This is a genomic window from Streptomyces sp. CY-1, from assembly GCF_047218265.1.
In the GTDB taxonomy this organism is placed as follows: domain Bacteria; phylum Actinomycetota; class Actinomycetes; order Streptomycetales; family Streptomycetaceae; genus Streptomyces; species Streptomyces niphimycinicus.
Window position 1 is genome coordinate 9,924,759 of the sequence record NZ_CP178393.1, and the last position, 23,102, is coordinate 9,947,860.

The 23,102-nt window shown below is 72.7% G+C and carries 9 protein-coding genes; all 9 read left to right on the forward strand.

Annotation, left to right across the window (positions count from 1 at the left end; all coding sequences use genetic code 11):
• Positions 1–10: 10 nt before the first annotated feature.
• The 9 genes from ACK1X7_RS42695 (at position 11) to ACK1X7_RS42735 (ending at position 23,062) form a co-directional block, all read left to right on the forward strand.
• Complete coding sequence (locus tag ACK1X7_RS42695) at positions 11–10,216, forward strand: type I polyketide synthase (RefSeq protein WP_413116952.1); 10,206 nt, start codon at positions 11–13, stop codon at positions 10,214–10,216.
• A gap of 41 nt (positions 10,217–10,257) precedes the next feature.
• The gene (locus ACK1X7_RS42700; RefSeq protein WP_413116536.1) at positions 10,258–16,512 is read left to right on the forward strand and encodes a type I polyketide synthase; all 6,255 of its coding nucleotides are present in this window, start codon (positions 10,258–10,260) and stop codon (positions 16,510–16,512) included.
• Positions 16,513–16,599: 87 nt separating this feature from the next.
• Positions 16,600–17,385 (forward strand): thioesterase II family protein, encoded by a 786-nt coding sequence (locus ACK1X7_RS42705; RefSeq protein ID WP_385146767.1) that lies wholly within the window; start codon positions 16,600–16,602, stop codon positions 17,383–17,385.
• A gap of 34 nt (positions 17,386–17,419) precedes the next feature.
• The gene (locus ACK1X7_RS42710) at positions 17,420–18,652 is read left to right on the forward strand and encodes an activator-dependent family glycosyltransferase (protein WP_385146764.1); all 1,233 of its coding nucleotides are present in this window, start codon (positions 17,420–17,422) and stop codon (positions 18,650–18,652) included.
• Positions 18,649–19,245 (forward strand): dTDP-4-dehydrorhamnose 3,5-epimerase family protein, encoded by a 597-nt coding sequence (locus ACK1X7_RS42715; protein ID WP_385146762.1) that lies wholly within the window; start codon positions 18,649–18,651, stop codon positions 19,243–19,245. The genes ACK1X7_RS42710 and ACK1X7_RS42715 overlap by 4 nt, the downstream gene beginning before the upstream one ends.
• A gap of 175 nt (positions 19,246–19,420) precedes the next feature.
• On the forward strand, positions 19,421–20,329 hold the full coding sequence (locus ACK1X7_RS42720) for an ABC transporter ATP-binding protein (protein WP_014056963.1): 909 nt from the start codon (positions 19,421–19,423) through the stop codon (positions 20,327–20,329).
• 21 nt (positions 20,330–20,350) lie between these two features.
• Positions 20,351–21,088, forward strand: a complete 738-nt coding sequence (locus tag ACK1X7_RS42725; protein WP_385146759.1) for an ABC transporter permease — start codon at positions 20,351–20,353, stop codon at positions 21,086–21,088.
• Position 21,089: 1 nt separating this feature from the next.
• Positions 21,090–22,352: a sensor histidine kinase gene (locus tag ACK1X7_RS42730; RefSeq protein ID WP_385146756.1), complete on the forward strand. Its 1,263-nt coding sequence runs from the start codon at positions 21,090–21,092 to the stop codon at positions 22,350–22,352.
• Positions 22,349–23,062 (forward strand): response regulator, encoded by a 714-nt coding sequence (locus ACK1X7_RS42735; protein WP_385146753.1) that lies wholly within the window; start codon positions 22,349–22,351, stop codon positions 23,060–23,062. Before ACK1X7_RS42730 ends, ACK1X7_RS42735 begins: the two co-directional genes overlap by 4 nt.
• Positions 23,063–23,102: the final 40 nt, after the last annotated feature.

Below are 23,102 nucleotides of genomic sequence, written 5' to 3' on the forward strand. Positions count from 1 at the left end.
GCGGGAGTCTCTGAAGGAGACCGAACGGCTGCGCCGGGCCAATCAGCAACTCACCGCCGCGTCCCGCGAACCCATCGCCATCGTGGCGATGAGCTGCCGCTACCCGGGCGATGTGCGCGGCCCCGAGGACCTGTGGGAGCTGGTCACCGGCGAGCGCGACGCCATCTCCGGCTTCCCCGGCAACCGCGGCTGGGACCTGGAGAACCTGTACGACCCGGACCCCGACCGGCAGGGCACCGTCTACGCCACCGAGGGCGGATTCCTCCACGACGCCGACCAGTTCGACCCGGCGTTCTTCGGCATCTCGCCCCGCGAGGCCACCGTGATGGACCCGCAGCAGCGGCTGCTGCTGGAGACCTCCTGGGAGGCGTTCGAGCGCGCCGGAATCGATCCGGCGGGCCTGCGCGGCAGCAAGACCGGCATCTTCGTGGGCGCCGCCTACCAGGGCTACATCCCCGACTGGCCGCATATGCCCGAAGGGCTGGAGGGCCACCTGGTCACGGGAATCTCCGCGAGCATCATGTCCGGCCGCGTCGCCTACACCCTGGGCCTGGAGGGCCCGGCCGTCACCCTCGACACCGCCTGCTCGTCCTCGCTGGTCGCCCTCCACCTGGCCTGCCAGTCGCTGCGCCAGGGCGACTGCTCCCTCGCCCTCGCGGGCGGCGCCGCCGTGATGGGCGCCCCGATGGGGCTCATCGGGTTCGCCCGGCAGCGCGGCTTGGCGCAGGACGGTCGCTGCAAGGCGTTCGCCGAGGGCGCCGACGGCATGGGCCTCGGCGAGGGCGTCGGCATGCTGCTGCTGGAGCGGCTTTCGGACGCCCGCCGCAACGGCCATACGGTGCTGGCGCTGGTGCGCGGCTCCGCCGTCAACCAGGACGGCGCCAGCAACGGCCTCACCGCCCCCAACGGCCGCTCCCAGCAGCGGGTGATCCGCCAGGCGCTGGCCAACGCCGCCCTGACGGCGGAGCAGATCGACGCGGTCGAGGCCCATGGCACCGGCACCCCGCTGGGCGACCCCATCGAGGCGGGCGCGCTGCTCGCCACGTACGGGAAGGACCGCGCGGCGGACCGCCCCGTACTCATCGGCTCGCTGAAGTCCAACATCGGCCATCCGCAGGCCGCCGGGGGCGTCGGCGGGGTCATCAAGATGGTGCAGGCCATGCGCCACGGCCTGCTGCCCAAGACGCTCCACGCCGAGGAGCGCTCCTCGCGGATCGACTGGCCGGCGGGGGCGGTGGAGCTGCTGACCGAGGCCAGGGAGTGGCCGCGCGGCGAGGAGCCCCGCCGGGCCGGTATCTCGGCCTTCGGGGCCAGTGGCACCAATGTGCACACCATCATCGAGGAGGCTCCCAAGGAGCAGGCTGCGGAGCCTTCCGACGCCTCGGCCGAGGGAACCGCCCCCGTGGGTGGGGAAGTGGTGCCATGGGTGCTGTCGGCCAAGAGCGCGGCGGGCCTGCGGGCACAGGCCGAGCGGCTGCTGACCCATGTGACCGCGCGCCCCGGCCTGTCCCCGGCCGACATCGGCCACTCGCTCGCCACCACCCGGGGCCGGTTCGACCACCGTGCGCTGGTCCTGGGCGACGACCGCGACGAGCTGATCGACGCACTGGGCGCGCTGGCTTCGGGCGGCGAGTCCCCGCACGTGGTGCGCGGCGAGGGAGTCGCGGCGGCCGACGCCCGTCCGGTGTTCGTGTTTCCGGGGCAGGGGTCGCAGTGGGTGGGGATGGCGGTGGAGTTGTTGGATTCGTCGCCGGTGTTCGCGGGTCGGTTGGCGGAGTGTGAGGTGGCGCTGTCGGGGTTTGTGGAGTGGTCGTTGGTCGAGGTGTTGCGGGGTGGGGGTCCGGGGTTGGGTCGGGTGGATGTGGTGCAGCCGGTGTTGTGGGCGGTGATGGTGTCGTTGGCGGAGGTGTGGCGGGCATGTGGTGTCGTGCCTGCGGCGGTGGTGGGGCATTCGCAGGGGGAGATCGCTGCGGCGGTGGTGGCGGGTGGGTTGTCGTTGGAGGACGGGGCGCGGGTGGTGGCGTTGCGCTCGCAGGCCATTGGGCGTGGGCTGGCGGGTCGTGGCGGGATGATGTCCGTGGCCGAGAGTGCCGATGGGGTGCGGGAGCGGATCACCGCGTGGGACGGTCGTATCTCGGTGGCGGCGGTCAATGGCCCCGGTTCGATCGTGGTGTCCGGTGACCCGGAGGCGTTGCGTGAGCTCCAGGCGGAGTGCGAGGCCGAGGACGTACGGGCGAAGCTGATCCCGGTGGACTACGCGTCCCACTCGGCCCATGTCGAGGAGCTGCGCGAGGAACTCCTCGACGTCCTGGCTCCGATCGCCCCGCGCCGCGCCGCGGTGCCGTTCTGCTCGACGGTCACCGGCGACACCATCGACACCACCGGACTCGACGCCGGGTACTGGTACACCAATCTGCGACAGACGGTGGAGCTGGAGTCGGCGGTGCGGGCTCTGTCGGCGGCCGGGTTCGGGACGTTCCTGGAGATGTCTCCGCATCCGGTGTTGACGATGCCGCTTCAGGCGACCGTCGAGGACGCGGTGGTGGTGGGGTCGCTGAGGCGTGATGAGGGCGGCCCGGAGCGGTTCCTGGTCTCGCTGGGCGAGGCGTTCGTCCGTGGCGTGGCCGTCGACTGGGCCGCGGTATGCGCCGGGACGGGGGCGTCGGTCGTCGAACTGCCGACGTACGCCTTCCAGCGGCAGCGCTACTGGCTCGAGGGCTCCTCCGCGTCCACCGCCGAAGGCGAAGCGGTGGACGCGGACTTCTGGGACGCCGTGGAGCGCGAGGATCTGGCGGCGCTGGCCACCGCGCTGGAAGTGGACGCCGAGGAGTCGTCCCTGGCCATGGTGGTTCCGGCGCTGGCCTCTTGGCGCCGGGCGCGCCGCGAGCGGTCGGTGCTCGACTCCTGGCGCTATCACATCACCTGGAAGCCCCTGGGCGACGCGCTCACCGCTCCGCACGACCGGTCGTCGGCCGGTGCCACCTGGTTGATCGCCGCGCCCGCCGGAGCGCCGGAAGGCCCGCGGGTCGCGGAGGCGCTGCGGGAACGCGGCGCCCAGGTGCGGCTGGTGGAGCTGACCGAGGCGGACGCCGTACGCGAGGCGCTCGCCCGCAGGCTCGGCGACGCGACGGCGGACACGTCACCGACCACAGACGCGCCTCCGACGGCGGACACGCCCCCGGCCACGGACACGCCCCCGACCGCGGTGCTCTCGCTCCTCGCGCTCGCCGAGGAGCCGTACGGGGCGGGTACGGCGCAGCCGCTCGGCCTCGCCCTCAACCTCGCCCTGCTACAGGCGCTCGGCGACACCGGCACCGACGTCCCCATCTGGTACGCCACGCGCGGGGCGGTGTCCGTGGGCCGCGCGGACGTACTGGACCACCCGCTACAGGCCCTCACCTGGGGCCTGGGCCGGATCGCCGCCGCGGAGTACCCACGGCGCCGGGGCGGTCTGGTCGATCTGCCCGGCGCCCTCGACGACCGCGCCATCGCGCGGCTGTGCGGTGTGCTCGCGGGCCGGTCGACCGGCGAGGACCAGGTGGCGGTGCGCGCCTCCGGCGTCCACGGGCGCAGGCTGGTACGGGCCTCGGCGGCGCTGACCGACGCCACCGCGCCGTGGCGGCCGCGCGGCACCGTGCTGGTGACCGGTGGCACCGGCGGCCTGGGCGCCCATGTGGCGCGCTGGCTGGCCCGGGGTGGCGCCGAACATCTGGTGCTCGCCGGCCGCCGAGGCCCCGAGGCCCCCGGCGCGGCCGAACTCGCCGCGGAGCTACGCGAGTCGGGCGTCCGGGTGACCGTGGCCGCGTGCGACGCGGCCGACCGCGACGCGCTGGCCGCCCTCCTCGCCACGCTGGACGAGGACGCGGCCCCGCTCGACGCGATCGTCCACACCGCGGGCGTTCTGGACGACGGGGTGCTCGACACCCTCACCCCCGAGCGCGCCGACGGGGTGCTGCGCCCGAAGGTGGACGCGGCGCTCCATCTGCATGAACTCACCCGCGACCGCGAGCTGTCCGCCTTCGTCCTCTTCTCCTCCTTCGCGGGCACGCTCGGCGGCCCCGGCCAGGGCAGTTACGCGGCCGCCAACGCCTTCCTCGACGCGCTCGCCCACGCCCGCCGCGCCCAGGGCCTCCCCGCCACCTCCGTGGCCTGGGGTGCCTGGTCCGGTGGCGGACTGGTCGACGAGGCGGTCGAGGCGCGGCTGCGGGCCACCGGTATGCCCGCGATGGCGCCCGACCCGGCGATCGGCGCCCTTCAGCGCGCCCTGGACGTGGGCGACACCCATGTGGCCGTGGCCGATATCGAGTGGGACCGGCTCATCGCCGCCACCCCCTCGCTGGACGGGGACGCCGTGCTCGGCGAACTCCCCGACGCCCGGCGGACGGACGCGGCGGACGCCACCACAGGCGACGCGGACACCCCGCTCGTCCAGCGGCTGGCCGGGCTGTCGCCACAGGAGGCCGAGGAGGCGCTGGCCGACCTCGTCAGCACCGAAGTGGCCGCCGCGCTCGGCTATCCCGACACCACGGCGGTCGAATCCGGGCGTGCCTTCCGCGAGCTGGGCTTCGACTCGCTCACCGCCGTCGACCTGCGCAACCGGCTGAACGCCGCCACCGGGCTGCGGCTGCCGGTCACCCTCGTCTTCGACTACCCGACCGTCACCGCGCTGACCCGCTTCCTGCTGGCCGAGAGCGGCGCCGCAGACACCGATACCACCGCCCCCGCGGGCCCGGTGCCCGCCACCGTCGCGGTCGACGACGACCCGATCGCCATCGTGGCCATGAGCTGCCGCCTGCCCGGCGGGGTGACCACCCCCGAGGAGCTGTGGCAACTGCTGATGGACGGCCGCGACGCCGTCTCGGACTTCCCCACCGACCGCGGCTGGGACATCGAGGGCCACTACGACCCCGACCCCGACAAGCCGGGCACCTTCTACGCCACCGGCGGCGGATTCCTCCACGAGGCCGACCACTTCGACCCCGAGTTCTTCGGGATCTCCCCGCGCGAGGCGCTCGCCATCGACCCGCAGCAGCGGCTGCTGCTGGAGACGAGCTGGGAGGTGTTCGAACGGGCCGGGATCGACCCGGCCTCGGTGAAGGGCACCCAGGCCGGAGTCTTCATCGGCGCCAGCTACAACGACTACGGATCGCGCTTCGGCCGTGCGCCCGAGGAGTTCGAGGGCTATCTGGCCACCGGCAGCGCGAGCAGCGTGGCATCCGGGCGCATCTCGTACACCTTTGGCCTCGAAGGCCCCGCGGTCACCGTCGACACCGCCTGCTCGTCCTCGCTGGTCGCCCTCCACCAGGCGGTCTGGGCGCTGCGCCAGGGGGAGTGCTCGCTGGCGCTGGCGGGCGGCGTCGTCGTGATGTCCACACTGGACACGTTCATCGAGTTCAGCCGGCAGCGGGCCATGGCCCCCGACGGCCGCTGCAAGGCGTTCTCGGCGGACGCCGACGGCGCCGGATGGGCCGAGGGCGTCGGCATGCTGCTGCTGGAGCGGCTCTCGGACGCGCGGGCAGGCGGCCATGAGGTGCTGGCGCTGGTGCGCGGCTCCGCCGTCAACCAGGACGGCGCCAGCAACGGCCTCACCGCCCCCAACGGCCCCTCCCAGCAGCGGGTGATCCGCCAGGCACTGGCCGGTGCGGGCCTGACGGCCGCCGATGTGGACGCGGTCGAGGCCCATGGCACCGGCACCCGGCTCGGCGACCCGATCGAGGCGCAGGCCCTGATGGCCACGTACGGCCAGGGCCGGGACGCGGACCGGCCGCTGTGGCTGGGCGCGCTGAAGTCCAACATCGGCCATACCCAGGCCGCTTCGGGGGTCGCCGGGATCATCAAGATGGTGCTGGCACTGCGCCGCGGTGTGCTGCCGAAGACCCTCCACGCCGATGCGCTCTCGCCCGACATCGACTGGTCGGCCGGTGCGGTGGAGCTGCTGACCGAGGCCAGGGAGTGGCCCGGGACGGGACGGCCGCGGCGCGCGGGAGTGTCCGCCTTCGGCGTCAGCGGCACGAATGTGCATGTGGTGCTGGAGCAGGGCCCCGAGCCCACCGCACCGGTGGCCGAGCGGTCGATCGGCTCCGATGTGGTGCCCTGGGTGCTCTCCGGGCGGAGCGAGACGGCGCTGCGGGCGCAGGCCGGTCGGCTGCGAACCCATCTGGAGGAGCGGCCGGAGCTGTGCCCGGTGGACGTCGGCTACGCGCTGGCGACGAGCCGCTCGGCCTTCGGCCACCGCGCCGTGGTCGTCGGCGCCGAGCGGGACGAGCTGCTGCGGGGCCTTGCGGAACTGGCCTCGGGGACGGCCCGGGAGACGGAGGCCGACACCGGGAAGACGGCCTTCCTGTTCACCGGGCAGGGCGCCCAACGACTCGGTATGGGGCGGGAGTTGTACGACGCCTTCCCGGTGTTCGCGGCCGCGTTCGACGCGGTGTGCGCGGAGCTGGACCCTCATCTGGACGGCTCGGTACGGGAGGTGGTGTTCGGGGAGGACCCGGAGCCGCTGAACCGGACCGTGTTCACCCAGACCGGGCTGTTCGCCCTCGAAGTGGCGCTCTACCGGCTGGTCGAGTCCTGGGGCCTGCGCCCGGACTTCCTGGGCGGCCACTCGGTGGGCGAGCTGGCGGCGGCCCATGTGGCGGGGGTGTTCTCGCTACGGGACGCCTGTGCGCTGGTGGCGGCCCGGGGCCGGCTGATGCAGGCGCTGCCCGAAGGCGGTGCGATGGTGTCGCTCCAGGCGGCCGAGGCCGAGGTGCTCCCGCACCTCGAAGGCCACGAGGACCGGGTGAGCGTGGCGGCGATCAACGGGCCGCGGGCGACCGTCATCTCCGGTGACGAGGAGACCGTCCTGCGGATCGCGGAGGCGGTCGGGGCCAAGAGCAAGCGGCTCACCGTGTCCCATGCCTTCCACTCGCCGCTGATGGACGCCATGCTCGCCGAGTTCGGCACGGTGGCCGCCGGGATCGGCTACTCCGCGCCGCGGATCGCGGTGGTCTCCAACGTCACGGGTGAGGCGGCGGGCGAGGAGCTGTGCTCGCCGGAGTACTGGGTGCGCCACGTCCGCCGGGCGGTGCGCTTCGGGGACGGCATCCGCTTCCTCACCGGGCGTAAGGTGACCCGCTTCGTCGAGATCGGCCCCGCCGGTGTGCTCTCCGCCATGGGCCAGGAGTGCCTGGCCGAGGCCGACCCCGATGTCGACGCCTACGTCGACATCGACACCGTCGCGTTCGTCCCGCTGCTGCGCAAGGGCCGGGGTGAGGCCGAGTCGCTGCTGTCCGGGGTCGGCCGGGTGCATGCCCATGGTGGCGAGGTGGACTGGGAGAAGGTGTTCGCGGGACGTGGCGCCCGCCGGGTGGAGCTGCCCACGTACGCCTTCCAGCGGCAGCGCTACTGGCTGGACGCGCCCGCCACCGTGGGCGATGTGGCCTCGGCCGGTCTCGGCGCCGCCGGGCATCCGCTGCTGGGTGCCGCCGTCGAACTCGCGGGCACCGACGGCCTGGTGCTCACCGGGCGGCTGTCCACGCGCGGCCAGCCCTGGCTGGCCGACCACGCCGTCCTGGACACGGTGCTCTTCCCCGGCACCGCGTTCCTGGAACTCGCGATCCAGGCCGGTGATCAGGTGGGCTGCGACCGGGTCGAGGAGCTGACCCTCCAGGCGCCGCTCATCCTCCCCGAGCGCGGAGCCGTCACCCTGCAACTGGTGGTGGACGCGCCCGACGAGGACGGTCACCGCACACTGAACGTCTACTCCCGCCCCGAGGACGCGGACCGGGAGCTGCCGTGGACCCGGCACGCCACCGGTGTGCTGGCGGTCGGCGCCGCCGAGGGCTCCTACGACCTGGGCGGGGCGTGGCCACCGCCGGGCGCCGAGCCGATCGAGGTCGAGGACCTGTACGAGCGGTTCGCGGCGGGCGGCTTCGGCTACGGCCCCTCGTTCCAGGGGCTGCGCGCGGCCTGGCTGCGCGGCGACGAGGTGTTCGCCGAGGTACGGCCGGGCCAGGAGCAGCAGTCCGCCGCCACCGGCTATGGGCTGCACCCGGCCCTGCTGGACGCCGCGCTGCACACCATCGCGCTCGCCCCGACGTTCCAGGACGGCGAGGGCCGGCTGCCGTTCTCCTGGACCGGGGTGTCGCTGCACGCCGCCGGGGCCGGAGAGGTACGGGTGCGGCTCACCCCGGGCGGCGCCGACACGGTGGCCCTGACCGTGGCGGACTCCATCGGACGCCCGGTGGCCACCGTCGAATCGCTCGTGCTGCGCAAGCGGCCCGAACAGCTCGGCGACGCCGCCACCACCGGCGGTGACACGCTCTACCGGCTCGACTGGGTGGCCGCCGACACCTCCGCCGCCGTGCCCGAGCGGTACCCCGCCGGGAGCTGGGGCCTGCTCGGCGACGACGACTTCAAGCTGGTCGGACTCGACGCGCACACCTACCGCGACCTGGACGCGCTGCCCGCCGACCCGGCCGCCATGCCCGCCACCGTGCTGGTGCCGTGCGCACCGGAGCCCCAGGGGGTGGCCGACGCCGTACGGACGGCGACCAGCCGGGCGCTGGCGCTGGTCAGGGCCTGGCTGACCGAGGAGCGGTTCGCCGACTCCCGCCTGGTGTTCATCACCCGGGGCGCGGTGGCCACCACGCCCGCCGCGGAGGTGCCCGATCTGGCCCACGCCGCTGTATGGGGCCTGGTGCGCTCCGCGCAGTCGGAGAACCCCGACCGGTTCGTCCTCGTCGACCTCGATGAGCACGAGGGGTCGGTGGGCGCCCTGCCGACCGCCCTCGCCCTGGACGAGCCGCAACTGGCGGTGCGCCGGGGTGACATCACGGTGGCCAGGCTCGCCACCACCCCCGTCCCCGACACCGCCCCGCCCGCCTGGGACCCCGAGGGCACGGTGCTGGTCACCGGGGCCACCGGCACCATCGGCGGGGTCATCGCCCGCCATCTGGTGGCCGAGGGCGGTGTGCGGCATCTGCTGCTCGCCGGCCGCCGCGGCCCGGACGCCGAGGGCGCGGCCGAACTCCGCTCCGAACTCGCCGAGTTGGGCGCCGAGGTCACCCTCGCCGCCTGCGATGTGGCCGACCGGGAGGCGCTGGCGGCGCTGCTGGCCACCGTCCCCGCCGCCCATCCGCTGACGGCCGTCGTGCACACGGCGGGCGTCCTGGACGACGGTGTGGTGTCCTCGCTCACCCCCGAGCGGATGGACCGCGTACTGCGGCCCAAGGTCGACGCCGCGCTCACCCTGTACGAGCTGACCCGCGACCTGGACCTGTCCGCGCTCGTCCTCTTCTCCTCCATCGCCGGCACCTTCGGCGGGATGGGCCAGGGCAACTACGCGGCGGCCAACGCCTTCCTCGACGCCTTCGCCCAGCACTGCCGTGCCCAGGGCCGCCCCGTCCAGTCGCATGCGTGGGGGCTGTGGGCCCAGCGCAGCGACATGACCGGCAAGCTGGCGGGCGCCGATCTGAACCGGCTGGCGCGCGGTGGCATCGTCCCGTTCTCCTCGGCGGACGGCGCCAGGCTCTTCGACGCCGCACGCGCCGTGGACGCCGCCGTCGTGCTGCCCATGCGGCTCGACACCGCGGGGCTCGGGGCGCGCTCCGGTGACGTACCGGCGCTGCTGCGCGGGCTGGTGAAGGCCGCGCCCGCCAAGCCCGCCCGCCGGACCGCCGCGGGAGCGGGAGCCGGGGCCGCGTCCGCGCGGCCCGAGGGGCTCAAGCAGCATCTCTCCAGCCTGCCGGAGGCCGAGCGCGGCCGGTTCCTGCTGGACCTGGTGCGTACGACCGTGGCCGGGGTGCTGGGCTTCGACTCGGTGGCCGCCGTCGATGCGGAACGAGGTCTGCTGGACCTCGGCTTCGACTCGCTCACCGCCGTCGAACTCCGCAACCAGCTCGGCAAGGCCACCGGGCGGCGGCTGCCGGTCACCCTGCTCTTCGACTACCCCACCTCTGCGGCGATCGCCGCCTATCTGGAAGCCGAGATCGCCCCGGAGACCTTCACCGCCGCGTCGATGGCCTTTCCGGAACTCGACGCACTGGAAAGCAATCTGGCCCGCGTCGCCACCGACGAGGAGGCGCGCAGCACGCTCGCCTCGCGTCTCCAGGACCTGCTGGTACGGCTCGGCCAGGGCCCGGAGGACGCGGAGGACGCGGTCGCCGGCCGCATCGACGCCGCCTCGGACGACGAGATCTTCGACTTCATCGAGAACGAACTCGGCCTGTCCTGACAGTACCCGGAGTTGGAATACAAAGAGATGGGCGGTAAACGGTGAGCGAGGCAAAGCTCCGCGACTACCTCAAGCGAGTGACCACGGATCTGCACCGCACTCGCCAGCGCCTTCAGGAGGCCGAGGCCAAGGACCACGAGCCCATCGCCATCGTCGGGATGGCCTGCCGCTACCCCGGTGGTGTGGCGTCCCCGGAGGATCTGTGGGAGCTGGTGGCGAACGGCCGGGACGCGGTCACCGAGTTCCCCGCCGACCGGGGCTGGGACCTGGAGGCCCTCTACGACCCGGACCCGGACAAGCCGGGGACGAGCTATGCGCGGGAAGGCGGCTTCGTCACCAACGCCGACCACTTCGACCCCGCGTTCTTCGGCATCTCCCCGCGCGAGGCGCTGGCCATGGACCCCCAGCAGCGGCTGCTGCTGGAGACCGGGTGGGAGGCCCTGGAGCGGGCCGGGATCGACCCGGCCACGCTGCGCGGCAGCCGCACCGGGGTCTTCGCGGGGGTGATGTACCAGGACTACGCGACCCGGCTGCGGCAGGTGCCCGACGATGTCGAGGGATACGTCGGCAGCGGTGGCTCCGGCAGCATCGCCTCCGGCCGTATCGCCTACACCTTCGGGCTCGAAGGCCCCGCGGTCACCGTGGACACCGCCTGCTCGTCCTCGCTGGTGGCCCTGCACCTCGCCGCCCAGGTGCTGCGCCGCGGCGAGTGCGAACTCGCCCTCGTCGGCGGCTCGATGGTGATGTCCACACCGGTGGCCTTCGTGGACTTCAGCCGGCAGCGCGGGCTCGCCTCCGACGGCCGCTGCAAGGCGTTCGCCGCCTCCGCCGACGGCACCGGCTGGGGCGAGGGCGTGGGCATGCTGCTCGTGGAGCGGCTGTCCGACGCACGGGAGAACGGCCATCGGGTGCTCGCGGTCGTCCGCGGCTCCGCCACCAACCAGGACGGCGCCAGCAGCGGGCTCACCGCCCCCAACGGCCCCTCCCAGCAGCGCGTCATCCGGCAGGCACTGGCCGACGCCGGGCTCACCGCAGCCGATGTGGACGCGGTCGAGGCACACGGCACCGGCACCTCGCTCGGCGACCCCATCGAGGCCGGGGCCCTGCTCGCCACCTACGGCCAGGACCGCCCCGAGGACCGGCCACTGTGGCTCGGCTCCTTGAAGTCCAACATCGGCCACACCCAGGCCGCCGCGGGCGTCGGCGGGATCATCAAGACGGTGCTGGCGCTGCGCCACGGTGTGCTGCCCAAGACCCTGCACGCCGAGGAGCCGACCCCCAACGTCGACTGGGAGTCGGGCGCGGTACGGCTGCTGGCCGAGGCCAGGCCGTGGCCCGAGCCGGAAACCGAGCGGCCGCGCCGCGCCGCGGTGTCCGCCTTCGGATTCAGCGGCACCAATGCCCATGTGATCCTGGAGCAGGCCCCCGCAGAGGAGCCCGAGGACAAGGGCGAGACCGAGGCCGAGGCCCCCGCGGACACCGGGCCCGCCGCCTGTGACCTGGTGCCGTGGCCGCTGTCGGGACGCACCGAGGAGGCCCTGCGGGCCCAGGCCGCGCGACTGCGGTCGTATGTGGCGGACGCGCCCGAGCCGTCCCCGGCGGACATCGGCTACTCGCTGGCGCTCACCCGCTCCGCCTTCACCCACCGCGCGGTGGTCGTGGGATCGAACCGTGCCGAACTGCTGGGCGAACTCGATCAGTTGGCCTCCGGCGCCACGCCCGGCGCGGTGGCCGGTGCGGGCAAGACGGCGTTCCTGTTCACCGGGCAGGGCGCACAGCGGCTCGGCATGGGACGCGCCCTGCACACCGCCTTCCCGGTCTTCGCCGCCGCGTTCGACACCGTCTGCGCCGAACTCGACCGCCACCTGGACGGCCATGTCGAGCACGCGGTGCGCGATGTGGTCTTCGGCGAGGACGCCCCGTTGCTCGACCGGACCCTGTACACCCAGACCGGCCTCTTCGCCGTCGAGGTGGCGCTGTACCGGCTGCTGGAGTCCTGGGGCGTGACCGCGGACTTCCTGGTCGGCCACTCGGTGGGCGAGCTGGCGGCGGCCCATGTGGCGGGCGTGTTCTCGCTGCCGGACGCCTGTGCGCTGGTCGCGGCCCGGGGCCGGCTGATGGACGCGCTGCCCGCCGGCGGCGCGATGGTCTCGCTTCAGACCGGCGAGGCCGAGGTGCTGCCCCATCTGGCGGGCCACGAGGATCAGGTGGCCCTGGGCGCGGTCAACGGCCCGGCCGCCACGGTGATCTCCGGCGACGAGAAGGCCGTCCTGCGGATCGCGGAAGCGGTGGGCGGCCGGAGCAAGCGGCTGCGGGTCGGCGTCGCCGCCCACTCGCCGCTGTTGGACCCCATGCTCGAGGAGTTCGCCAAGGTCGTCGGCGAACTGTCCTACGGCACCCCCCGGATCGCGGTGGTGTCCAATGTGACCGGCCAGGCGGCGGCCGAGGAGCTGTGCACGCCCGACTACTGGGTGCGCCATCTGCGGCAGCCGGTGCGGTTCCAGGACGGCATGCGGTTCCTCGAGGACCAGGGCGTGACCCGCTATGTCGAGTTGGGCCCGGTCGGAGTGCTGTCCGTGATGGGACAGGAGTGCGTCTCCGACGCCGATGCCGTCGCGTTCGTCCCGCTGCTGCGCAAGGACCGGGGTGAGGCCGAGTCGCTGCTGGCCGGGGTCGGCCGGGTGCATGCCCACGGTGGCGAGGTGGACTGGGAGAAGGTGTTCGCGGGACGTGGCGCCCGCCGGGTGGAGCTGCCCACGTACGCCTTCCAGCGGCAGCGGTACTGGCTGGACGGCGCCGACCGGGCCGGTGACGTGACCTCCGCGGGTCTCGGCGCCGCCGGGCATCCGCTGCTGGGCGCCGCCGTCGAACTCGCCGACACCGACGGCCTGGTGCTCACCGGCCGACTGTCCCTGGCCACCCAGCCCTGGCTGGCCGACCACGCCGTCTCCGGCACGGTGCTCTTCCCCGGCACCGCGTTCCTGGAACTCGCGATCCAGGCCGGTGACCAGGTCGGCTGCGACCAGGTCGAGGAGCTGACCCTCCAGGCGCCGCTCATCCTCCCCGCCCTTGGCGCGCTCACCCTCCGGGTGACCGCCGGGGAACTGGACGAGAGCGGACGGCGCCCGCTGAACGTGCACTCCCGCCCCGAGGGCGCCGGGTTCGGCGAGCCGTGGACCCCGCACGCCACCGGCACCCTCGCCACCGCCGCCCCGGCCACCCCCGCGGAGCTGACCGAGTGGCCTCCGGCGGACGCCACCGAACTCGACGTCAGCGACATGTACGAGCGGTACGCGGCGGGCGGCTTCGGCTACGGCCCGGCCTTCCGGGGCCTGCGGGCCGCCTGGCTGCGCGGCGACGAGGTGTTCGCCGAGATACGGCTGGCCCAGGAGCAGCGGTCGGCCGCCGCCGCGTACGGGATCCACCCGGCCCTGCTCGACGCCTCCCTGCACGGCATCGCGCTCGGCACCCTCTTCGCCGGAGAGGACCCCGAAACGGCGCAGGGGCGGCTGCCGTTCTCCTGGACCGGGGTGTCGCTGCACGCCGCCGGAGCCGACGAGGTGCGGGTGAGGATCTCCCCGGCCGGGGAGGACACCGTGGCGCTCGCGGTGGCCGACCCCACCGGCCGCCCGGTGGCCACCGTCGAGGGGCTGCTGCTGCGGAAGATGACCGGCGATCAGCTCAGCGGCGCCCGCGCCGCGAGCAACGAGGCACTGTTCCAGCTCGACTGGCCCGCGCTCGCCGGTTCCGCCCCGGCCACCCCGCTGACCCGGGCCGCGCTGGTCGGCGATGACGCGCTGGAGGTGACCGAGAGCCTCTTCGCGGCCGGGGTCCACCTGGAGTCGTATGTCGACCTGGAGTCGCTGGGCGCGGCCGTGGACGCCGGTACGGCCGCCCCCGCGGCGGTCCTGGTGTGCGGCCAGGCCCGGCCAGGCGAACCGGCCGACGCGGTACGGGCCTCCCTGGCCACCGCCCTGGGGCTGGCCAAGAGCTGGGCGGCCGATGAGCGGTTCGCCGACTCCCGGCTGGTGTTCATCACCCGGGGCGCCGTGGCCACCGCGCCCGGCGCGGACGTCACCGATCTGCCCGGCGCCGCCGTCTGGGGCCTGGTGCGCTCCGCGCAGTCCGAGAACCCCGACCGGTTCACCCTCGTCGACCTCGATGAGCACGAGGAGTCCGTACGGGCTCTCGCGGCGGTCCTCCCCTCCGGTGAGCCGCAGCTCGCGCTGCGCGCCGGCCAGGCGCACACCCCGCGGCTCGCCCGCGCCCAGGGGGAGACCGGCGCCACGCGTGCGCTGGACCCCGAGGGCACCGTTCTGATCACCGGCGCCACCGGTACGCTCGGCGGGCTGCTCGCCCGTCATCTGGTGACCCGGCACGGCGTCCGCCATCTGCTGCTGACCAGCCGCCGGGGACCGGCCGCCGAGGGCGCCGACCGGCTGCGGGACGAGCTGACCGCGCTCGGCGCCACCGTGACCGTGGCGGCGTGCGACACCGCCGACCGGGACGCCGTGGCCGCCCTGGTGGCCCAGGTGCCCGGCGACCACCCGCTGACCGGGGTGTTCCACACCGCCGGGGTACTGGACGACGGGGTGCTCTCCTCGCTCACCCCCGAGCGGATGGACACGGTGCTGCGGCCCAAGGCCGACGCCGTACTCCACCTCCACGAGGCCACCCGGGAGCTGGACCTGGCCGCGTTCGTGCTCTTCTCCTCGGCCGCCGGGGTACTCGGCGGCGCCGGACAGGGCAACTACGCAGCCGCCAACGGTTTCCTCGACGCCTTCGCCCAGGCCCGCAGGGCGCGGGGGCTGCCCGCCCACTCCCTCGCCTGGGGGCTGTGGGCGCGGACCAGCACGATGACCGGAACGGCGGACACGGCCGGGGCCGCCCGCTCGGGCGTGGCCGCGCTCAGCTCCGAACAGGGCATGGAACTGCTCGACACCGCCCTCGCCCTGGACACTCCACTGCTCATCCCGATGCGGCTCGACCTCGCCGCACTGCGCGCGAACGCCGGATCCGGCTCGGTGCCGCTGCTGCTGCGCGGACTGGTGCGGGCACCGGCGCGCCGGGCGGGCGCGAACACACGCACCGGCTCACCGGGCGGCGACTCCGCGCTGCGGGACCGGCTCGCCGGGCTGTCCGAGGCCGAACAGGACGCCGTACTGGTGGAGTTGGTGCGCACGCAGGTGGCCACCGTGCTCGGCCACCCGGACCCGTCCGCCATCGGCGCAACCCATGAGTTCGTGGACTCCGGCTTCGACTCGCTCACCGCGGTCGAGCTGCGCAACCGGCTGAACGCGGCCACCGGGCTGCGGCTTCCCGCCACGCTCGTCTTCGACCACGAGACGCCCACCGATCTGGCCGCCCGGCTCCGCTCCGACCTGGCCGCGGCCCGGCAGTCGGGCCCGTCCGCGGAGACGCCCACGGGCACGACGGCAGCCGCCACGGGTGAGTCCACCACGCTGAGCGCGCTCTACACCCAGGCGTTCGAGACCGGGAAATGGAAAGAGATCTTCGACCTGCTGCATGCCACGGCTGCGCTGCGGCCCCGGTTCAGCGCCACCTCCGAGCTGGAGAAGCTGCCGACGCCGGTCAGGCTCAGCAAGGGCCCGGCCGAGCAGCACATGTTCTGCTTCTCCTCGTGCCTGGCGGTCGCGGGCATCCACCAGTACGCGCGGTTCGCGGCCTCCCAGCGGGGCCGGCGCGATGTGTCGGCGCTCGCGCTGCCGGGCTTCGGCCGCGGCGAGCCCCTTCCGGAGACGGCGGACGCGGTGGTCGCCGCCCAGGCCGAGGCGGTGGCGAAGGCCGCGGACGGGGCGCCGATCGTGCTGCTGGGCTCCTCGGCGGGCGGCTGGTTCGCCCATGCGGCGGCGGGACATCTGGAGCGGATGGGGATCCGGCCGACCGCGGTGGTGCTGGTGGACACGTACGTGCCCAAGAGCAGCATCCTCAACCAGTTCGGGCTCTCGCTCATGGACGGGATGACCGAGCGCGAGGGCGTGTTCGTCACCATGGACGACGACCGGCTGTCGGCCATGGGCTGGTATCTCAACCTCTTCGGAAGCTGGGATCCCGAGCCGATCGCCACCCCCACCCTTCTCGTGCGCGCGCTGGAGCCGCTGTCCACCGGTTCGCTGAAGCTGGAGGAGCTGCCCGACTGGCGGTCCTTCTGGGAGCTGCCGCACGACATCGTCGATGTGCGCGGCAACCACTTCACCATGATGGAGGACCACTCCCTCCCCACCGCCCAGGCCATCGAGGACTGGCTGGAGTCCCTGCCGCGCGACGGCGCCTGACTCCGGCCCGCACCCGCCGCCGAGGCGCCCTCCCGCACCGCGAAAGGGCCGAGGCGCCCTCCCCGCACCGCGAAAGGAACGACGACCATGGCGTTGCCCGTCACCGATGAGAGCTTGTGGTTCCGCAGGTTCCATCCGCGTCCGGAGGCCGAGGTCAGCCTGGTCTGCCTGCCGCACGCCGGAGGAGCCGCCAGCTTCTACTTCCCCCTCTCCGAGCTGCTGCCGCCGACCGTGGAGGCGCTGGCCGTCCAGTACCCGGGGCGGCAGGACCGCCGCCATGACACGCCCATCGAGAACATCCATGAGATGGCGCGCGAGATCTTCGAGGCGCTGACGCCACTGGCGGCACACCGGCCGATCGCGCTGTTCGGCCACAGCATGGGCGCGAGCGTCGGGTTCGAGCTGGCCCGGCTGCTCGAAGGGGAGCTGGGGACCGTGCCCGTGACGCTCTTCGCCTCGGGCCGGCCCGCGCCCTCACACCACCGGAGCCTGGACATCCACCGGCGCGACGACGCCGGGCTCATCGCCGAGCTCCAACTGGTCAGCGGGACCGACTCGCGCATCCTCGGCGACGCCGAACTGCTGCGGCTGACCCTGCCGGCCATCCGCAGCGACTACAAGGCGGCCGAGACCTATGAGTACCGGCCCGGCGCCAGGCTGCGCTGCGACATCGTGGGGCTCGCCGGCGACGGCGACATCCGCGTCAGGGCCCCGGAGATGGCGGGCTGGCGGGAGCACACCTCCGGCTCCTTCCGGCTGGAGGTCTTCTCCGGCGGCCACTTCTACCTGGGTGAACAGAAGGCCGCCGTGGCCGGAGTCATCACGGACACCCTGCGGGCGGCCACCGCCCGCCCCCGACGACCTATCGACTGAGAGAGAACCGACGATGCGTATCCTTTTCGCCACGGTGTCCGAGAAATCGCACCTGTTCACCATGGTCCCGCTCGCCTGGTCGCTGGCCGCGGCCGGCCACGAGGTGCATGTCGCCAGCAACCCCGCGCTGACCGAGCACATCAAGAGCACTGGTCTGACGGCCGTCTCCGTCGGCACGGACCACAATCTCCACGAGATGCTGACGGAGAACCGCGACTCGCTGGAGAATCCGCTGTCCGACTGGTCCGCTCCGGACCTCGATCAGCACTCCTGGGAACAGGTGCTGATGAAGTTCAAGGTCAGCGTGATGTTCGCGTACCAGACCTACAACGACTGCATGGTGCACGAACTGGTGGCCTACGCCCGCGACTGGCAGCCCGACCTGGTCATCTGGGACCCGGTCAGCTATGCGGGCCCGGTGGCCGCCCGGGTCGTGGGCGCCGCCCATGCCCGGCTGCTGTGGTGCATCGACATCTACTCCAAGATGCGCGAGGTGTTCCTGACCCGCCTCGCGGAGCAGCCCGAGGAGCGCCGCGAGGACCCGATGGCCGACTGGCTCGGCGGCATCCTCGCCCGCTACGACCGCACCTTCGACGAGGAGGTCGTGGTCGGTCAGTGGACCATCGACCAGATCCCCACCAGCCTCCAGCTTCCGCTGTCGGTCCACCGGGTCCCGGTCCGCTATCTGCCCTACAACGGCCCCAGCGAGATCCCGGACTGGCTGCGCGAGGTCCCCGAGCGGCCGCGCGTCGTGCTGACCTCGGGCGTCTCCGCACGGGCGGCCCTGGGCGGCACCTTCATGCCGGTCACCGACATCATCGACACCCTCGGGACCATGGACATCGACGTGGTGGCCGCGCTGCCGCCCGAGGAGGTCGCGGCCCTGGAGAAGATCCCCGCCAACACCCACATCGTCGACTTCGTCCCGCTGCACGCCCTGCTGCCCGGCGCCGCGGTCCTCATCCACCACGGCGGCTTCGGCTCCTGGGGCACCGCACTGGTCAACGGCGTACCGCAGTTCATCCCCACCATCCGCTACGGCGACTGGTGGAACAAGGCCACCAGCCTGCACGAGGCCGGTGCGGGACTGGCCGTGCACGCCTCCGAGCTGACCGCCGAGGTGCTGCGGGAGAGCGTCCAGCGGCTGCTGGGCGACGCCACGTACAAGGAGACCGCCGAGCGGCTGCGGGAGGAGAACCTGCACACCCCCACCCCGCACGATGTGGTGCCGGTGCTGGAGAAGCTCACCATGGAGCACAACCGATGAAGGTGCGCGAGCTGGCGGTCTCCGGCGCCTATGAGTTCAGCCCGGACGTCCACCGCGACGAGCGCGGCGCGTTCGTCGCCCACTACACCGAAGCGGCCTTCGCCGCGGCCGTCGGCCATCCGCTGCGGCTGGGCCAGAACCACCACAGCGTCTCCCGGCGCGGCACGGTCCGCGGGGTGCACTACGCGGACGTACCCCCGGGCCAGGCCAAGATGGTGACCTGCACCAGCGGTGAACTCCTCGATGTGGTGGTGGACCTGCGGGTGGGCTCGCCCACCTTCGGCCACTGGGACAGTGTGCGCCTGGACCCCGTCTCGTACCGGGCGGTGTATCTGGAGGAGGGCCTCGGCCACGCCTTCATCGCGCTGCGGGACGACACCGTGGCGGCCTATCTGAACTCGGTGGAGTACAACCCGGGAGCCGAGCACGAGATCGACCCCTTCGACCCGGCGCTCGGCCTGCCCTGGCCCACGGACCTGGAGTATCTGGTCTCCCAGCGGGACCGGAACGCCCCCGGTCTTGCCGAGGCCGAACGGGCGGGGCTGCTGCCGTCCTACGAGGTGTGCCGGGCGCTGCACCCCCGGCGTGACTGACCCGGCCGTGGTGTAGGCCGTGGTGTACCCCCCTCCACCGATCGGTTGATGCGGCCGGTCAGCCGGTGGGTGGAGGGAGGATCAGCCCGCTGGGCAGCCGATGGGCCGATCCGCGGGGGATACCCGCTTCCTACGGTGGAAGAGTGAAGGAACAGAAGCGAGGAGGACCCGGCCGATGCCGCTGATCGAGGTCAGTAACCTGCGGAAGGAATACCGCAATCACGTCGCGGTACAGGACGTGTCCTTCTCCGTGGAGGAGGGTGAGATCTTCGGCATCCTGGGCCCCAACGGCGCGGGCAAGACCACCGCCGTGGAGTGCATCGAGGGGATGCGCAAACGGGACGGCGGCGAGATCTCCGTGATGGGCCTGGACCCGCTGAAGGACCTCGCCGAGCTGCGCGAGTCCATCGGGATCCAGCTCCAGCAGAGCGAACTGCCGCCCAAGATGAAGGTGTGGGAGGCGCTCGAGCTGTACAGCACCTTCTACCGCGACCCCGTCGACTGGCGCGAACTCATCAAGGACTGGGGCCTGTCGGGCAAGGCCGACACCCCCTACGGATCGCTGTCCGGCGGACAGCAGCAGCGGCTGTCCATCGCCCTCGCCCTGGTCGGCAACCCCAGGATCGCCGTCTTCGACGAGCTGACCACCGCACTGGACCCGCACGCCCGGCGCGAGACCTGGAAGCTGATCGAGAAGGTCAGGGAGCAGGATGTGACCGTGCTGCTGGTCACCCACTTCATGGAGGAGGCCGAGCGGCTCTGCGACCGGATCGCCATCATCGAATCCGGCCGGGTCGTGGCCCTGGACACCCCCTCCGGACTGGTGTCCCGGGTCGATGAGCAGCAGATCATCCGGTTCAAGCCGTCCGTGCCGATGGACGACGAACTGCTGACCTCACTGCCCGAGGTGAGCAGTGTGACCCGGTCCAAGTCCCAGGTGACGGTGGTCGGCAAGGGCAATGTCGTCTACGCGGTGATCTCCGTCCTGGCCCGCAACCAGATCGTGGCGAACGAACTCCGTCTGGAGCAGGCGAGTCTCGATGACGCCTTTGTCGCCCTGACCGGCTCCAAGCCCGCCAACTGAACCGCCGAGGAGATCTCTGCCATGTCCGGGCGCACCAAGCTCACCTTCGTCGAGAGCAAGCTGTTCCTGCGCGATCCCACCGCGGTGTTCTTCGTCATCGCACTGCCGATCATGCTGCTGGCCATCTTCCACTTCGTCACCACCAAGTCCAATGACGACGCCGCCACCAAGGAGTCGATGGCCGCGTTCGTCCCCGCGATGGCGATGTCGCTGTGTCTGACCATGCTGGCCCTCAACCTGCTGCCCACCACGCTGGCGACCTACCGGGAGAAGGGCATCCTGCGGCGGCTGGCCGCGAGCCCCGTCCACCCGGGAAATCTGCTGATCGCCCAGCTCTTCATCAACCTGGTCACCGCGGCGGTCTCCGCGGTGCTGGTGCTCATCGTCGGCAAGGCCGCCTTCGACACCAAGCTGCCCGGCGACGTCCCCGCCTTCCTGATCAGCTTCGCCCTGGGCACCTGGGCGCTGTTCTCCATCGGCCTGGTGATCGCGGCCATCGCGCCGAGCAGCAAGTCGGCCACCGCGATGGGCCTTTCCCTGCTCTTCCCCAGCCTCTTCTTCGGCGGGGCGTTCCTCCCCAAGGAGGATCTGCCCGAGACCGTGTCCACCATCGGCGACTACACCCCGCTGGGCGCCGCGTTGCAGGCCCTGCGCGACTCCTGGGAGAACCAGTGGCCGCAGACGCTGCATCTGACCGTCCTCGGGGTGATCGCGGTGGCCGCCACCGCCGCCGCGGCCAAGCTGTTCCGCTGGGAGTGAGGTGAGCGCGTCCAAGGACGACGGCGGACGGTGGGAGCGGCACTCCGACATCCTGTTCGGAGGGCTGCCCTACCTTCTGCTGTTTCTGTCCACGGCCCTGAGCGTGGTCCACGGCCCGCCGCCGGCCGGGCGGCTGCTCACCACGCTCGGCCTGGCGGCGCTGGCCGCCCTCTGGATCCTGGGCACCTACACCCTGCCGACCGGCCGCCGCAGCAGACAGCCCTACGGCATGGCGCGGACGGCCGTCTACTTCGCCGGGCTGCTCGCCCTCTCCGCCGCGCTGATGGCACGGGACCAGGTGTTCATGGTCTTCGCCACCACCGGATTCCTCCAGGCGCTGGTGCTGCTGCCGACGGTCTGGGCGCTGGTGTCCGTGGCGGCCACCTCGTTCGTCGTCAACACCGTGCCGGACGGCTTCCCGAGCCCCACGACCGGCGCCGTGGTCGGCTATGTCGCCGCCATCGCCTTCCAGACCGTGGTGATCGGCTGGATCAATCTGCTGTCGAGCCGGCTGAACGAACAGCATCAGCGGCGCAAACGGACCGTGGCCGAACTCCGGTCGGCGCTCAAGGAGAACGCCGGGCTCCACACCCAGCTCATCACCCAGGCGAGGGAGGCCGGAGTGCTGGACGAGCGCCAGCGGATGGCGGGGGAGATCCATGACACCCTCGCCCAGGGGCTGGCCGGCATCATCCGGCAACTGGAGGCCGCCGAACACGCCGAAGGCGACCGCGAGGTGTGGCGCCGCCATCTCGTCGCGGCCAAGGACCTGGCCCGGGACAGCCTGGCCGAGGCGCGCCGGTCCGTCCAGGCCCTGCGCCCCGAGCAACTGGAGTCCCGGACGCTGCCCGACGCCCTGGAATGCCTGGTCGAGGGCTGGTCACGGGGGCGGGAGGCGAAGGTCGCGTTCGAGACGACCGGGACCGCCACCCCCGTCCACGCCGAACTGGAGGCCACGCTCTACCGGGTGGCGCAGGAGGCCCTCGCCAATATCGCCAAGCACGCCGAGGCGTCGAAGGTGGGCATCACCCTGTCGTACATGGAGGACGTGGTCGTCCTCGATGTGCTCGACGACGGCGTCGGATTCGACCCCGCGGCCGCGGAGGCCGCGGCCGGCACCTCCGGTGACCACGGGCTGGGGCTTGTGGCGATGCGGCGCCGACTGGGCCGGTTCGCCGGTACGTTGGACATCGAAAGCGCCCGTGGCGAGGGCACCGCCATCAGTGCGGCCGTCCCCGTCATCCCCCAGGAAGCCGGTGCATGAGCGGAATCACCCCCAGCGGTCACCCCCACGGCGGTAGCACCCCCAGCGGCAACCCTCACGACGGCGGCGCCCACCGCCCCGCCGCCGCGCCCATCCGCATCCTCATCGTGGACGACCACCCCGTGGTCCGCGACGGGCTGCGCGGGGTGCTGGAGCGGGACCCCGACTTCACGGTGATCGGCGAGGCCGGTGACGGTGCCGAGGCCGTCGAACTGTACGAACGGCAGTCGGCCGATGTGGTCCTGATGGATCTGCGCATGCCCCGGATGGGCGGCGTCGAGGCCATCAAACGGCTGCTGCGCGGCGACCCGGAGGCCCGGATCCTGGTCCTGACCACCTATGACACCGACAGCGATGTCATGGGCGCCCTGGCCGCCGGGGCGACCGGCTATCTCCTCAAGGACACCCCGCGCGAGGAGCTGACCCGCGCCGTGCGGTCCGCCTCCTCGGGCCAGTCCGTCCTCTCGCCCGCGGTCACCGGACGGGTTCTCGGCCAGGTCCGCAAACCCACCCAGGGACCGCTGAGCGACCGTGAACTCCAAGTGCTCAGACTTATCGCGGACGGGGCCACGAATCGACAGGCCGCGGCGGCCTTGTTCATCAGCCAGGCGACGGTGAAGACACATCTGCTGCATGTCTACGAGAAACTCGGCGTGAAGGATCGCGCGGCAGCGGTCAGCGAGGCCCATAAACGACATCTATTCCAATGACATCGCAGGTCGGAGCCGTGATAGGGGTGGCGGATAGGGG